The organism is Pseudomaricurvus sp. ABR4_320 (assembly GCF_056159445.1).
Genome location: NZ_JBSWVF010000016.1, coordinates 85,346 through 99,505 on the forward strand (window position 1 = coordinate 85,346; position 14,160 = coordinate 99,505).

The following is a 14,160-nucleotide window of genomic DNA, read 5'->3' on the forward strand; positions in this document are numbered from 1 at the left end:
GCCGTGGACGTCACTCAAGCCAAAACCTTTCTGGCCATCATTGATGGGGGTAGCTTTTCAACGGCCGCCGCCAGACTGCATGTCACCCAATCGACCGTCAGCGCACGCGTCAAAACCCTCGAAGACCAACTGGGGAAGCCATTATTTCGGCGCAGTCGGGGCGGGTGTGAGCTCACCCACGCTGGCAACCAATTCCAGCGCTTTGCCCGATCCATGGTGAGGGTCTGGGAAGACGCCAAGGTTCAAGTCGCTTTACCGGAAGGCTTTACAGAGGTTCTGGTTATTGGGGGCCAGTACAGCTTGTGGAAAGGTCTGCTGCTGAGCTGGGTAACGGCTTTCCGAAGCCAGTATCCGCACATTGCCCTACGCGGAGAGGTCGGTATGCCGGATGAACTGATGCGGGAAATGAGCGACGGCATTCTGGATATTGCCGTCTTGTACAATCCCAGAGTCAAAGCGGGCACATCCATCGAAAAATTGCTGGATGACCAATTGATTATGGTGACAGCGGCACCGAATACCGCTTTAGAAGCGAACTATGTTTTTATCGATTGGGGGGAGGGGTTTCGAGCCTTCCATGCCGAGCGTTTTCCTCACTTGCAAACCGGCGGAATGGTTTTGGACATAGGTTCGCTGGCAGCGGATCTCATCATTCGCCAGGGTGGATCGGCCTATCTACCGGAGCGTATTGCAAAACCTCATTTGGAAGCAGGGCAGTTGCACAAGGTCGCCAATGCACCCGCGTTCGAATATCCCGCCTATGTCACCTATGCTCAAGAAACGGCAGACTCTGAGGCCATGATTGACGCACTGGCAAGTCTGCGCCAGGCAGCGTCTAAAAGCCTTTAAGAATCGGATTCCAGCTTTTCGCGAATGGCGCCGATCTCGCCCAGAGGGTCGGTTTCACCCATCACTTCACAGAGGGTTAAAAAGAGATCTGCGCTCAGTGTTCCGTTGTTAATCTTGCTGCGTAAATTGACCTCACTGATTTCAATCTGGGCATCAGCTTGGAGTTTATCGGGCAGGTCACGAAATCTTAGCCCCTGGCGGGCCATCGCAGCACGAAAGAAGCGGGTGATCGCTTTACGCTGATTCTCCAGGCGCTTTTTGTTGAGAGCGGAGGCGGTAATGTTGAAATCAGACATAAAATAGCCGCGTTGAAGTTCAAAGCTCGATTATGACATATGTTTTAAATAGATTTCCAATGTAATAAATAAATTACATTTATGATTGACTACATTCAAAATTGGTCGTAACTTACGGCCATCGAAAGTGACTGAATCACCTTTTGACTCTAACTCAACCAAGGAGTGCTCGATGGCATTATCCATTAGCGACATCGGTGTGCTGATCAATAATCAGCCAGACTTAAACGCATCCGTCGAGGAGCGCTGTCTGGCGATCACCAACGATGAAGGTCTGGAAGCCTTTTTAACCATCGGTGAACAGCAAATACTGGTCGAAGCCTTGCTGTTCCCCAAGAGCGCCGTCAAAGACGACGGCGCTCTGAACGATAAAATTCTGCGAACCATGTTTTTGGTTCCCCTGTCTTCCGTCGCCATTAAGCAGATCGGCGGGGACGAGTACTATGTCGCCTTTGGCGCTCTGTCAGTCGACAGCAAAGAGAGCGTCATCGTCGAAGAGGTCACGACACTGTTCGCCAATGTTGATGACTTTATCGAACTCTATTCCGACAACCTTGTGGAGGTTAGCTAATGTCTTTGAGTAAATTATGGACGGCGTTAAAAGGCGGCGTAAACGAGGCGGCGGAAGCTGCGGCCGACTCCCAAGCGTTACGAATTCTGGATCAAGAGTTGCGAGAAGCGAAGAACGAATTGGTCGCCTGCGATCAAAATCTGACCAAAATCATGGCAAAGCGTAAACTGTCTGAAAACAAAGTGACGTCTTTGCAGAGCGATATTGAAACCTACTCCAACCATGCGGTTGCCGCCGCAGAAAAAGGTGATGAGGCGCTGGCCATTGAATGCGCTGAACGGGTTGCGGAGCTGGAAACCCAGGTCCAAAGTGAAGAGGCGATCCTGGCAGGTTTTAAACAATCTGAAGAGGCGTTGAAAGTGAATATCGCCAAAGCCAAGGTCAATGTGCGTCGAATGGAGCAGCAGATCGATCAGATCAAGGCAACGGAGAGCGTTCAGAAAGCGCAAATCGCCGTCAGTACGCGACACATGGGCGCCAACAGCAAGGTAAAAACCGCGCTGGACAGCATGGAGCGGATCAAGGCGCGCCAAGCTCAGCGGGGAGCGGAATTGGAAGCTGCAGAGGAGTTGGCCAGCACCGAATCTGGCTCCAGCCTGGATGAAAAACTGAAACGCGCGGGCATTAGCCCTGGCGGAACCGTAAGCGGAAACGATAAACTGGCGCAAATATTAGCAGCTAAAAAATCCCAGGATTAATCAGGAATGTTGTGGAAGTTGCGTCGGCTGATGTCGGCGCTTTTTTTTCGCGTCGGTCCGCTCGGCGCGTTGTTGGCCGTTCTTGGCTATGTCGTGATCAGTTATATCGGCCTGCGTTTGTGCGGAGAAACCGAATTAACGTCTCCGCCGGTGTTTGTCTACTGGTTGGTCGTCACCGCATCGACCGTAGGGTATGGCGATTATTCCCCGGTTACGGCGGCAGGGCGGTGGTTTGCGCTGCTGTGGGTTATCCCCATCGGGCTCAGTGTCTTTGCACTCACCATTGCCCGCATTGGTTTTTTTCTTTCCGAATTGGTGGTCAGAGGACGCAAAGGGTTGAGGAGCGTTATGCACACAGGTCACACCGTAATCATCGGCTGGAATGGTCAGCGCACGACGCGACTGATTCAGATTTTGAAACACAAAGATAATCGGGAAAATGCCTCGATTGTCTTGTGTGTGGCCGAGGACATGGAAAACCCCTTGCCAGGCGAAGTCGACTTTGTACGGGTAGAAAATTTTTCCGATGAGGCCACCATGGTTAGGGCCAATCTCGCGAAGGCGGCTCGCATCATTATTGACACGCCCCAAGATGACATTACCATGACCACCGCATTATTCTGCGACAGTCAAAGCCCTTCTGCTCACAAAACCGTGTACTTCAAAAATGAAGGCTTGGCGAAGATTCTTACCAGCCACTGTCCGACGGTTGAAGTTGTCCCGTCTGTTGATGTTGAAATGCTGGTGAAAAGTGCAATTGACCCGGGCAGTAGTGGCTTACACAAAGAGTTGCTGGATGGTGCCGATGGCATGACCCAGTACAGCATTACCCACACCGGTAAAACCATTTCTGTGAAAGAAGCCTTTTACGGATTACGCGAGCATTATGACGCAACCTTGCTCGCCCTAAAAAAATCCGAGGCTTCCCAACTGGTGGTAAACCCGTCTTTTGAATTGCAGATAGAAGAGGGCGATGTGATTCACTATGTCGCAGATGCCCGTATCGAATCCCGACTGCAATTTCCGCAACCGACTGTTTGAGGTGCGCCGTGTTCGATTTTTTTAAGAAAAAGACCGCCGCCAAGCCAATATCCCCCGGTCCCTCCATTCTCGGACTGCGCATTGGTTGCAGTTTTGAGGTAGACAGCCTGCTGTTAAGGTTGGTTGAGCAACACTATACCGTAGAAGGTGTCGCGCCCACGCAGATCATTCAGGCGGCCGGCCATGTCAATATGGGCTCCACCCAATTGTTCCGTTTTTATACGGACGATGAGGCGTTTTTGCAGGTGGTCACCGAGGGTGGTTCAGAAGATCATCATGTGGTCGACGTCAAACTCTTCCATTATTTCGACACGCTCGATGTGTCTTCCCAGGCAGACTGGGATTCGCTGCTGTCAGAGAAGATCGGGCAGGCCACCTATGCCTTGAATGAGGCGCGCTATGAGCGTGTGTGGACAGCTGAAGGCGCCTTCCATAAACCGGTATTTATGTGTGAGACCACCACCGATGCGGATGGCGACCAATCCACCACTGATCAATTCACCATGCTCTACGAACGCCCTGTGGGCCCGGATGGTGACATGGAATCCCTGTTTGTCAGCGCGGAAGAATCCGTTGACGAACAACAGCAAATGACTCGCTGTCTGGTGTTGAGCACCGGCATGACGCTGTCACCCAGCAATATCGTCATTCATGGTTAAAAGGACGTTGTATGTTTGAAACTCTGCTCGCCACTCTGGGTAACTTTGTTGCCTATTTCGTTTTGGCTTTGGTGTATCTGTCCATTTTTAAATTTGTGTACACCAAAATCACGCCTCACGATGAATGGGATCTGATAAAAGAAGGTAAAAATACCACCGCGGCCATTGCCTTTGGCGGGGCGATTCTCGGTTTTTCCATCGCCATTGCCGGTGTCATTAAACACTCGTTAAGCCTGGTCGATTTTGCAGTTTGGGCCCTTGTCGCGCTGATTGCGCAACTGCTTGCCTTCGGTTTGGTTCGATTTGTTTATATGCCAAAGATTGTCTCTCGCATCCAAGAGAATGAAATCAGTGCTGGCATCATGGTCGCGGTTATCTCAATTGCGATCGGGTTATTAAATGCAGCTTGCATGAGCTACTAAGGAGGGGGCATGGCTAAACGCGGAAAACTCGCAAACCCCCTTCATTTTCGGAAAGGGTGGGCTCGCAGCCCTCTGGCGATTGCCATTGCCGGACTGGCACTCACCGGGTGTGATGATGGCCGGGAGGAAGTCAAAGTCGTTAAAGACCCCCAGGACTGTGCGGCCAATACAGAAATGACCTTGGCTCAGTGTGAACTGGCGTATCAACAAGCCCAGGAAGAGGCCGAACAGACAGCGCCTCGCTATTCTCGCCTGGAAGATTGCATCGCCGAGTTTGGCGCCGACATGTGTCATCGCTCCAGCGATGGCAGTTTCTTTATGCCGTTTATGGCGGGATGGATGGTCAGCTCCGCGCTCAACAACATCGGCAATCGCAATTACTACAACCCGGTGTTTCGCTACAACGATCGGGATCGCGGTACAGGTTACTACACCGCTGGCGGCTCCCGGTTAATTTTTGACAATGGCAGTATGCGTGCACCCAAAGGTGCCGCTACGACAAAGCAGGCAACGCCAAAAGTCATGAAAACCGCCAGTCGTGGTGGTTGGGGATCCACCGCATCGGCAAAATCCAGTTGGGGCGGTGGCAAGAAATCTGGCAGCTGGGGAGGCTAACCGATGCTGCGTATGCCGATTCGCGAGCGCAGCCATTGGCAACGCAAGGCGATGGAATACGGGTTTAAATTCCACACGCTCTACGGAGAGCGCTACTGGGATGAGAGTGCCTACTATCGGTTTACGCTGCAACAAATTGAAGAGGGTATCGAAAACCCCACTCAAGACATCCACCAGATGTGCCTTAGCGTCGTTGATACCGTGGTCAATGATGATGACCTTATGCGACGCTTTGGAATCCCCGAGGCCTATTGGCCTTACGTACGCCGCTCCTGGGCTCACAAAGAGCCGTCTTTGTATTCACGCCTCGATTTCGTCTACGACGGGGTTGGACCGGCAAAGCTATTGGAAAACAACGCAGATACCCCAACCAGTCTTTACGAGACCGGATTTTGGCAGTGGTTATGGCTGGAAGATCAAGTCAACGCAGGCCACTTGCCCAGGTCAGCCGATCAGTTCAACAGCCTTCAGGAAAAACTGGTCAACCGTTTTATCGAATTAAAGGTGCTCAATGAGGGGCGCCGGCTGCATCTGGCGTGCTGCCAGGAATCCGAAGAAGATCGGGGAACGGTCGAGTATTTAATGGATTGTGCCAGAGCCGCAGAAATCGACTGCCAGTTCATTTATATGGAAGATATTGGCCTGTCAGACTGCGGCCAATTTACCGATCTTCAAGATGAGGCGATCGAGTGGCTGTTTAAACTCTATCCCTGGGAATTCATGTTTCAGGATGAATATGGTGCCGCTCTAGAAGGTTGTGCAACCACCTTTCTCGAGCCTGCTTGGAAATGCATCCTTAGCAATAAAGCGTTATTGCCGATGCTTTGGCGGCAATTTCCCAACCACCCAAATCTATTACCTGCTTTTTTTGAAGACGAATTAGAGCGGGCTGCCGATCATTATCCGCTCGTGAAAAAACCGCTGTTCTCCCGCGAGGGAGCCAATATTTCTCTCCTGTCTGGGCCGGATGAGCTGGCCTTAGCAAGCGATGGCCCCTATGGTCAGGAAGGCTATATTTACCAGGCTGCACAGGTTTTGCCACGCTTTGATCAAAACTACACGTTGATCGGCAGCTGGCTGATTGACAACCAGCCAGCTGGCATCTCCATCCGTGAAGATAGCTCAATCATCACTCAGGATATGAGCCGCTATCTGCCGCATATCATTTTGGATTAGCGTCGAAGGATTTAGAGGAATGCCCTTTGGGTCGCCATCAGCTATCCCGATGAAGTGTTATTTCACAATATAATTATTGCGAGTTGTTTGGCTGATTATGTGATTATCATCAAGATAATCACACACCCTAAAGTCAACGCGTTGAAACGCGCTACCGGAATTACTCGTCTAACAAAGGTCCTTCGGTGTCTGGAAAGGTGCCGGTATTCAATACCTGGATGCCGGCGTCATGCTCACCGTTAAACGGGGTTTGTACATCGGGACATCCCAATGAGGCGGCATCTTCAGGTGAACTAAACCACAGCCCAACGTGATAGGTGTGAACGGGGGCGGTCGCCGGGTTGTCTGAGGCGTCTGCCGCGTGGACTGTTGGCGCGACCGCCGTGCCAGGTGCTACGACAAAGGTTTCTTCATTGAATCGACTGACAAACGTCGCGTAGCCTTTACCGTATTTGTTAGTTTCAATATCGCCGACATACCAAGACATACCAAATGGGAATTCAGGTACTTGGGTCGTAAAGACCTCAACTTCTGAACGTTTCGGCATGCCTTGTACAAAGACTTCCATGCGCTCCGCCTCTCCAAGCGATGTAATCCGAACAAAGCCTTTGGCGTTAGGTGCGCAGGTATCCGGCACTCCGGCAGGACGAGTTAAACGGAACTCATTGCCATGCCCTTTAGGCTTTTTATACTTCTGATCTTTGTTTCCCGCCAACGCTGACACGGGGGCGAGCAGTACACTGGCGACCAAAGCTGTGGTCATGAATTTTGTTGTTGTAGACATCTTCATTGTTCTATCCCTGTTGTTAGTTGTTCGATAACGTTTGCTACAGGGGTAGATTAGGTCGGTGCCGTTGTTCCAAGCGTTGTAAAAACCGTTGTATTTTTACAGAGAAACGTTGAGATTCGAAAAATAACAATGTATGCGCCAGAAATCGGTTGAATATTAAGCTTCTAGAGCGTTTAACCGCGCCAAATCGACAGCAGTGAGGCGTTTAAAATGACAGCAGGGATTCGATAAAACCAATAAAAGGAGATAGCCCACCGTGCAGGCTGCTGGCATATTAGACGTGCTGACGGCGTTTTTCGCCCCCCCCGAACAGGGGATTTTACGATTCTGGTCAAGAGATACCTGCAGAAACGTGCAATTAAAGGCCTTATTGATTTCCTAGGGTGGAGTATCTTTGGCGTCTCCCGGCTGCAGATCGGTAAAAGACAAGCCGTATTTATCGAGGAGCTGGCGAATTCGGTGGGAATCGTTATTGGATTTTTTGTGTTTGCGACTCTGATCAAACAGCCTACGTCCAGCCTCAGCCATAGAGCTGGATTTTCGGCAAACGTGTATCAAGTTGACCAGATTCAACTGCTCATAAAAATCCAAGCTGTCTGTTTGAGCCTCACCCAAATACGGGATCAAAACATGTCGGGGTTCGCTGAGGCTGGCCTCAGAAGATCCCCATTTCATTTTTAACCGTTGTATTTCATCTGCCACCAGACTGCTGGTGATGCGGCCGCCATCAGCGAGAGTACCCATCCGCGTGATACTGGCGTTCAGGTCTCGAAAGTTTGCTGACCATAGAGCCTCTGTCGAGCGGCCGAATTCCAGATATCTTTGGCGCGCGCTTTTATTAAAGCTGACCAGATAGCCGGATCGACCCGAAAATTTGTCCAGCTCATAGTCAATGTTCGGCTCCAGATCTTCAATACGCTGCCGTAAAGAAGGCAGCCGGTAAGTCCACAAGTCAATTCTCGCCAATAGATCTTCACGGAATTGCCCTTTGAGCGATTGCGCACTGAGGTCTTTGTTGGTTCCAGCAATAAGCTGAAACTGACTGGATACCGTTTTGTCGGAGCCAAAGGGCATAAAGGTTTTGTCTTCAATGGCCCGCAGCAGCATGGCTTGCTCATCGAGCCCCAGCTCGCCAATTTCATCGAGAAACAACATGCCGTTGTTAGACTCTTTTAATAACCCTGGCCGATCCGTTGTCGCTCCGGTAAAGGCCCCCTTTTTATGACCAAATAGGGCAGACATTGCATTGTCACCGCGCAGAGTCGCGCAATTAACGGTAATTAGCTGTCCATCCAACTTACCCCGCTGCTTGCGCAAATCATAGACGCGCTGCGCCAACTGTGACTTTCCCGCCCCGGTGGGCCCTGTAATCAAAATAGGTTCTTGCGAGCGAATGGATACCTTCTCAAGCTGCGCGATCATTTCATTAAAACTGGCATTATTGGTTTCGATACCGCCCTTCAAATAGACGGTGCCTTCCTGGTGCTCCTTCTGAAAGCGAGAGGCGATCTGATCGTATTTTGATAAATCCAAATCAATAACTTGATATTGCCCAGGTGCGGAGCTGTTTCTGGGGGCAGGGGAGGTCTGCAACAGCTTGCCCGGCAGATACCCAGCTTCGGTCAAAAGATACAGGCAAATCTGTGCGACATGGGTTCCCGTGGTGATGTGAATCAAATATTGCTCTTTGCTGGTCCGAAATCGGTAGCTTCTGGCGAAGTCGAGTAGGGTGCTGTACACGCCCTCAAAATCCCAAGGATCGCGAAAGTTTACCGTATGGAACACGACCTCGGTCTCGGGTGAAACCCGAGCAATGTCATCACGGACTTGCTGGGCGAGCCCTGACGAATGGTTATCAAACAAGAGTTCGAGCCGATCGACCAAGAGGTCATCGTGCTGGCACATGGAAATGGTGGGGCGCCACTTATCCCAGCGCTTATCGGCCTTGCCACGCCGGTCCATGGTGGTCCCTAAAATACTGATAGCGATCGTTTTCATGCTATCAATTTTAATAGACACCTATCCTTTAAGATAGATATTCCTCGAATAATTGATAACAAAGATAACTGACAAACATCTCACAAGTAAAAATATCGTCATATAAAACAATAACTTATAAATTTTGCTGAAAAATTTTCGGCAATTGGCACCATCCTCGCTATTACTGGACTATCCGAAGAGGGCGGTCCCGATAGACCCCAGATTCAAGCCAGCTTCGACCAGTTTTTTATGAGGAAGTAAACGATGGAACAGAACACCTATGAAGTGATGCAGGACGGCGGGGTTCCGATCAAGTCATGGACCAAAGGCGTGCCTTTTGAAAATGCCGCCAGAGAGCAGCTTAAAAACATATCCAGAATGCCCTTCATCCATAAGTGGGTTGCGGCAATGCCGGATGTTCATTTGGGGAAAGGTGCGACGATCGGCAGCGTTGTCCCAACCTTCGGCGCGGTGATACCGGCTGCAGTGGGTGTGGATATTGGCTGCGGCATGATGGCGGTAAAAACCAGTCTGACGGCGGCGCAGCTACCCGATAGCCTGTTTGCTGTACGCAACGCGATCGAACAGGCGGTTCCCCATGGTCGCAGCTCAGGACGAGGGCGCGGTAGAGACAAAGGGGCGTGGTACAACATTCCCGAGGACGTTACTCAGGCTTGGACGCCACTGGCAGATCGGTTTGCACACCTGCAAGACAAGCATCGGGTATTGAAAAACACCAATAACATTGGGCACCTCGGAACCCTAGGTACCGGAAACCATTTTATTGAAATGTGTTTGGACGAACACGATAGCGTCTGGTTGATGCTTCACAGCGGATCTCGAGGTGTAGGAAACCGTATCGGTACCCATTTTATTGAAATGGCAAAAAAAGATATGGAGCGCTGGCACATTCGATTGCCCGACAGCGACCTGGCCTATTTGCCTGAAGGCACAGACCACTTCAACGACTATGTTGAAGCGGTTGAATGGGCGCAGCAGTTCGCCAGAATCAACCGAGAAGTCATGATGCAGCGAGTTATTACGGCAGTATCAAACACACTGGAGCTGGCCTTCGATGCGAGTATGGAAGCCGTTAACTGTCATCATAACTACGTCTCGCGAGAGAACCACTATGGTAAGAACGTATTGGTAACCCGTAAGGGGGCGGTTAGAGCGCGCAAAGATGAAATGGGCATTATTCCCGGCAGCATGGGAGCCAAATCATTCATCGTGCGCGGACTCGGAAATGAAGAAAGTTTCTGCAGCTGTAGCCATGGTGCCGGGCGTGTGATGTCGCGAACTCAAGCGAAAAAAGTGGTATCGCTACAGGAACATCAGGCGGCGACAGCGGATGTGGAGTGCCGAAAAGACGAAGGGGTGCTGGATGAAACCCCTTCAGCATACAAGCCCATAGACGCGGTAATGGCCGCTCAGCAAGACCTGGTGGAAATTGTCTACACCTTGAAACAGGTCGTGTGTGTAAAAGGATAAAGGGACAACAACTGAGCCAAGGGAAGGCATAAAACAGAGGACATTAAAATGATCGTCATTGACGGCTCTCAGGGAGAGGGCGGCGGACAGATTTTCAGAACATCATTGACTTTGGCCATGTGTTTGAAGCGTGAGGTTCAGATTATCAATATTCGCGCAGGACGAGAAAAGCCTGGGTTACTAAGGCAGCACCTCACATGCTTGCGAGCGGCACAAACAATTTGCAGCGCATATGTTGAAGGTGCTGAGCTGGGATCGACAACTGTCGTTTTTAAACCCGGCACTGTTAAAGCGGGTCGTTATCACTTTTCTGTGGGGTCGGCTGGGAGTTCGACATTGGTTTTTCAAACAGTGTTTGCGCCTTTGTCGATGGCGCCATCCGGTAGCCAGCTGCTATTGGAGGGTGGAACCCACAATGATGCTGCCCCCAGTGTTGATTTTATTCGGCAGAGTTTTTTACCGATTTTGAATCAGACGGGTTGGCAAATTGATGGAAAGCTACTCGGCTACGGCTTCTATCCGTCCGGCGGCGGTTCCTGGCGAGTAACGATTAACCCAGCGTCAGAGTGGAAACCTTTGCAATTGTGTTCGCGACCGGTTGTACGAGCACAAAATGCAACGGTCACTTCGGCGAAGATTAGCAAGCAGGTGGCTGAGCGAGAGCTCGCTTATGTACGGAAAAAATGTTGTTGGAATGCCTCTGAACTGGCACAGAACCTGGTGCAATCACCAGGACCGGGCAATGTGATTTCTCTGCGCCTGCAGTTGCCAACATTTACCAGTGTGTTTGAGGCATACGGCAAGCGTGGGATGTCATCCGAGAGAGTCGCGGGACGCGCGGTGAAAGCCATGCGCGACTATCTGGACAGCGATGCCACTGTTTGCGAACACCTGGCAGATCAGTTGATTTTGCCGATGGTACTCGGAGGTGGAGGGGAATACACAACCACGCGACCCAGTTCGCATTTGATGACCAATATTGCTGTTGTGAAACAGATGACGGGAACAGACATTGCGCTGGAACAAATGAACGAGACAACCTGGAAGGTTAAATTGTAGAAAACGAGAAAGGATTAGGCGGCATCTCACCAAGGAATAATCAGAGATGCCGACAACAGAACACTCGTTGCTAAGGTCGATTTAGACCTTAGCAACGGTAACCAAACTTTATACCGTTTACTGCTGTTAACGGTGCCGGTTCTGAATCCGGCCCGGCGCAAGCATCGCTGATGATTTTGTGTATCAACGGCAGCTGAATGTATAAAGCGCCCACTTTGTAGCTCAGTTGGGTAGAGCAGTCGATTTTTAATCGATGGTTCACAGGTTCAATTCCTGTCAAAGTACATGTCGTCTCCAAACGACCAAATGGTAATAGGCGTAAGCCTTGGGGTTCGACTCCCCGCAAGGTTAGGGTCCTTGTAATAACACGAGGCTCATTCGCTAAGCGGACTTGTCAGGCCGGTTGAATATTCAACCGCTGATGAGACCTTTAGCACCGTGAGCAATAGCGCTCTATTGAGCAGGTAGGATGCGATCGGCTGCGATGCCTTTAGCAGCGATGCGATTAAATTCCATCGATGGCGACCTCGAACACACAGCGAATCCGAGACAGGCTTTCTGGCTCGCTGAATGGCCGAGGCGATTTGACGGCATGAGATCAGCGATCCCAAGTACCTTAACAGTAGAGCCCTTTGCAACACGGGTGAGCCTCACCGATAGAAACCCTCGCCCTGAATACGATGGAGGCCGAGGTAGGAGAATGAAAATGATATTATGGAAAACAGTCGATATTGGCGACACTCAGCGAGCACTGCTTTTTCGTCGCAACCGGTTTGAAAAAATCTTGATGCCGGGTCGTCATAAAATAACGGGCTTTGGTGGCGATGCCACACTTGAGTATTTTGATGTTACGTCTCTGTATTTCGGACACCCCAACGCCAAGTTTATGATCGCCGGAAATCAGGCATATTGGGCGCAATTTGTGGATGCCCATGATATGTCAGATAAAGAGCTTGGCTTGGTATTTCGCGATGACCATATCATCGACGTTATTTCACCGGGATCTTTTGTGGCGATCTGGAAAACGGTGGCGAACATTCGCATCGAAAGAATCAGCATTGCTGAAACCTACGAAATACCTGAGTCGCTGCTGGACGTTCTTGGCCGGGGCAGCTTATCGCGGCGCAAGACGTTGCTGACAGACGCCGTTTTTTATGTCGAAGTACCCGATGAACATGTAGGACTTTTGACCGTAAATCGCCGTCTGCAGAAAATTCTGCCACCGGGAAGTTATGGCTACTGGAAATTCAATCGCTTAATCAACGTGAATTTGATGGATTTGCGCATGCAGTCCATTGACGTAAACGGCCAGGAAATCCTAACGAAAGATCGCGTGAGCCTGCGAATTAATTTGAGTGGCAGCTACCGCACTACTGATCCTCAGAAAGTAGCAGCAAAACTGAGCGATTACGCGGGCTTCGTCTACAGGGAACTGCAGCTGCGTTTACGACAAATCGTCGGCACCCGAACGCTGGATAACTTGTTGGAGGACAAAGAGTGCCTGAATAAAATGATTGTCGATGCCGCGCGCAGTAATCTTCAAGATTACGGTTTAGAAGTCGTTACCCTTGGCGTAAAAGATATTATTTTACCCGGGGAAATGAAGGCGATCCTGAACCGGGTAGTAGAAGCGCAGAAGGAGTCAGAGGCGAACCTGATTAAGCGAAGAGAAGAAACCCAAGCCATGCGGTCACTCCACAACACCGCTAAAATGATGGAAAACAATCCCATCTTGTTACGCTTGAAAGAGCTGGAATCATTGGAGCGAGTGACAACCCGAATCGACCGTATTTCAGTATACGGTGGTTTGGATGGGGTGCTGAAAGACTTGGTAACCCTGTCGCCAAAAAGTTAAGCGCCGACACAATAATAGATTCGTAATATGTCATTGAAGCCGCGACTCTCTCTGGAGTCGCGGTTTTTTTACACCTTTGAATTGATTCAATCTACAACACACTAAAGCCAAAATTGTAAGCCATTTCGACAGAATAAATCCTGTAAACGTCAAACTACCGACAGACAATGTCCGCATTAGACCGCTCCAAGCTAGACGTCAATATATTGACACATCAAACAAATATGTCAGAGAAACGAAGCTAGTTTAACTTGCCAAACATAGAGTTGATTTCTATAGGGAGACGTCAAAAAAATGGCTTAATGTAAAATATATCGACTCTTGACGATCAAAAGTCTTCTTATAGAATGTCGCCCAAATTAACTTGCACGCACATTTCATCAGCATTACATGTACGGCAAAAATTTAGGACAAAAGACAGGGTCGTCGAGAGGATCAGTTATGGATACAGGAATCCAGGCACTTGTGGCTATTGCCCGCTTTCATCAACTGCCAGCGGAAGCGGACCAGATTAAACACGAGTTTGCCGAACCCGGTCAGCCGATTTCAGAACAACAACTTGTATGTGCAGCTCGGGCATTGTCACTAAAAGCAAAACCCAAACACCTAAAGCTATCACAACTGTCTGAGCGAGGCTTACCAGCGCTGCTAGAAACAC

15 protein-coding genes and 1 tRNA gene are annotated in these 14,160 nt (G+C 50.1%); 13 read left to right on the forward strand and 3 right to left on the reverse strand.

Annotation, left to right across the window (positions count from 1 at the left end; translation table 11 throughout):
* Window positions 1–3 precede the first annotated feature (3 nt).
* Window positions 4–849 (forward strand): LysR family transcriptional regulator, encoded by an 846-nt coding sequence (locus ACXAFR_RS22510; RefSeq protein WP_475181217.1) that lies wholly within the window; start codon window positions 4–6, stop codon window positions 847–849.
* Here ACXAFR_RS22510 and ACXAFR_RS22515 read toward each other — a convergent pair.
* The gene (locus ACXAFR_RS22515; protein WP_475181219.1) at window positions 846–1,145 is read right to left on the reverse strand and encodes a DUF6471 domain-containing protein; all 300 of its coding nucleotides are present in this window, start codon (window positions 1,143–1,145) and stop codon (window positions 846–848) included. The two genes, ACXAFR_RS22510 and ACXAFR_RS22515, sit on opposite strands and share 4 nt — an antisense overlap.
* A gap of 172 nt (window positions 1,146–1,317) precedes the next feature.
* Here ACXAFR_RS22515 and ACXAFR_RS22520 point away from each other — a divergent pair, with 172 nt between their 5' ends.
* From ACXAFR_RS22520 to ACXAFR_RS22550, 7 genes are read left to right on the forward strand one after another with little or no spacing between them, the layout of a single operon-like run.
* Window positions 1,318–1,716 carry a DUF2170 family protein gene (locus tag ACXAFR_RS22520; RefSeq protein ID WP_475181220.1) on the forward strand — a complete coding sequence of 133 codons (399 nt, stop codon included), beginning with the start codon at window positions 1,318–1,320 and terminating at the stop codon, window positions 1,714–1,716.
* Complete coding sequence (locus tag ACXAFR_RS22525) at window positions 1,716–2,414, forward strand: PspA/IM30 family protein (RefSeq protein ID WP_475181222.1); 699 nt, start codon at window positions 1,716–1,718, stop codon at window positions 2,412–2,414. Before ACXAFR_RS22520 ends, ACXAFR_RS22525 begins: the two co-directional genes overlap by 1 nt.
* 6 nt (window positions 2,415–2,420) lie before the next feature.
* Entirely contained in the window at window positions 2,421–3,455 is a 1,035-nt protein-coding gene (locus ACXAFR_RS22530; RefSeq protein ID WP_475181224.1) for an ion channel, read from the forward strand.
* An 8-nt stretch (window positions 3,456–3,463) separates the two neighbouring features.
* Window positions 3,464–4,114 carry a YjfK family protein gene (locus tag ACXAFR_RS22535; RefSeq protein WP_475181226.1) on the forward strand — a complete coding sequence of 217 codons (651 nt, stop codon included), beginning with the start codon at window positions 3,464–3,466 and terminating at the stop codon, window positions 4,112–4,114.
* 11 nt (window positions 4,115–4,125) lie between these two features.
* Entirely contained in the window at window positions 4,126–4,536 is a 411-nt protein-coding gene (locus tag ACXAFR_RS22540) for a DUF350 domain-containing protein (protein WP_475181228.1), read from the forward strand.
* Window positions 4,537–4,545: 9 nt separating this feature from the next.
* Entirely contained in the window at window positions 4,546–5,151 is a 606-nt protein-coding gene (locus ACXAFR_RS22545) for a DUF1190 domain-containing protein (protein ID WP_475181232.1), read from the forward strand.
* Window positions 5,152–5,154: 3 nt separating this feature from the next.
* Window positions 5,155–6,327, forward strand: a complete 1,173-nt coding sequence (locus ACXAFR_RS22550) for a glutathionylspermidine synthase family protein (RefSeq protein WP_475181234.1) — start codon at window positions 5,155–5,157, stop codon at window positions 6,325–6,327.
* 160 nt (window positions 6,328–6,487) lie between these two features.
* Here the strand turns inward: ACXAFR_RS22550 and ACXAFR_RS22555 are convergent, their stop codons facing one another.
* Both ACXAFR_RS22555 and rtcR read right to left on the reverse strand, forming a co-directional pair.
* Window positions 6,488–7,117, reverse strand: a complete 630-nt coding sequence (locus ACXAFR_RS22555) for a hypothetical protein (RefSeq protein WP_475181238.1) — start codon at window positions 7,115–7,117, stop codon at window positions 6,488–6,490.
* A gap of 378 nt (window positions 7,118–7,495) precedes the next feature.
* The gene (gene rtcR / locus ACXAFR_RS22560; RefSeq protein ID WP_475181239.1) at window positions 7,496–9,115 is read right to left on the reverse strand and encodes an RNA repair transcriptional activator RtcR; all 1,620 of its coding nucleotides are present in this window, start codon (window positions 9,113–9,115) and stop codon (window positions 7,496–7,498) included.
* 246 nt (window positions 9,116–9,361) lie between these two features.
* On the opposite strand from rtcR, the gene ACXAFR_RS22565 reads away from it, so the two are divergent.
* The 5 genes from ACXAFR_RS22565 to ACXAFR_RS22585 form a co-directional block, all read left to right on the forward strand.
* Complete coding sequence (locus ACXAFR_RS22565) at window positions 9,362–10,588, forward strand: RtcB family protein (protein ID WP_475181242.1); 1,227 nt, start codon at window positions 9,362–9,364, stop codon at window positions 10,586–10,588.
* A gap of 48 nt (window positions 10,589–10,636) precedes the next feature.
* Window positions 10,637–11,647, forward strand: coding sequence for an RNA 3'-terminal phosphate cyclase (gene rtcA, locus ACXAFR_RS22570; protein WP_475181245.1), 1,011 nt, complete (start codon window positions 10,637–10,639; stop codon window positions 11,645–11,647).
* Between the two features lie 211 nt (window positions 11,648–11,858).
* Window positions 11,859–11,932: transfer RNA gene (locus ACXAFR_RS22575), tRNA-Lys, on the forward strand.
* Between the two features lie 421 nt (window positions 11,933–12,353).
* Entirely contained in the window at window positions 12,354–13,502 is a 1,149-nt protein-coding gene (locus ACXAFR_RS22580; protein ID WP_475181249.1) for a slipin family protein, read from the forward strand.
* Between the two features lie 441 nt (window positions 13,503–13,943).
* On the forward strand, window positions 13,944–14,160 hold a 217-nt coding region (locus ACXAFR_RS22585), incomplete at its 3' end, for a cysteine peptidase family C39 domain-containing protein (RefSeq protein WP_475181252.1).

Excerpts from the sequence above, each read along its gene's own strand:
- ACXAFR_RS22545 (WP_475181232.1), top strand. The coding sequence starts at position 4,546 with ATGGCTAAACGCGGAAAACTCGCAAACCCCCTTCATTTTCGGAAAGGG.
- ACXAFR_RS22565 (WP_475181242.1), top strand. The coding sequence starts at position 9,362 with ATGGAACAGAACACCTATGAAGTGATGCAGGACGGCGGGGTTCCGATC.
- rtcA (WP_475181245.1), top strand. The coding sequence starts at position 10,637 with ATGATCGTCATTGACGGCTCTCAGGGAGAGGGCGGCGGACAGATTTTC.
- ACXAFR_RS22540 (WP_475181228.1), top strand. The coding sequence starts at position 4,126 with ATGTTTGAAACTCTGCTCGCCACTCTGGGTAACTTTGTTGCCTATTTC.
- ACXAFR_RS22525 (WP_475181222.1), top strand. The coding sequence starts at position 1,716 with ATGTCTTTGAGTAAATTATGGACGGCGTTAAAAGGCGGCGTAAACGAG.
- ACXAFR_RS22530 (WP_475181224.1), top strand. The coding sequence starts at position 2,421 with ATGTTGTGGAAGTTGCGTCGGCTGATGTCGGCGCTTTTTTTTCGCGTC.
- ACXAFR_RS22515 (WP_475181219.1), bottom strand. The coding sequence starts at position 1,145 with ATGTCTGATTTCAACATTACCGCCTCCGCTCTCAACAAAAAGCGCCTG.
- ACXAFR_RS22550 (WP_475181234.1), top strand. The coding sequence starts at position 5,155 with ATGCTGCGTATGCCGATTCGCGAGCGCAGCCATTGGCAACGCAAGGCG.
- ACXAFR_RS22555 (WP_475181238.1), bottom strand. The coding sequence starts at position 7,117 with ATGAAGATGTCTACAACAACAAAATTCATGACCACAGCTTTGGTCGCC.
- ACXAFR_RS22580 (WP_475181249.1), top strand. The coding sequence starts at position 12,354 with ATGATATTATGGAAAACAGTCGATATTGGCGACACTCAGCGAGCACTG.
- rtcR (WP_475181239.1), bottom strand. The coding sequence starts at position 9,115 with ATGAAAACGATCGCTATCAGTATTTTAGGGACCACCATGGACCGGCGT.
- ACXAFR_RS22520 (WP_475181220.1), top strand. The coding sequence starts at position 1,318 with ATGGCATTATCCATTAGCGACATCGGTGTGCTGATCAATAATCAGCCA.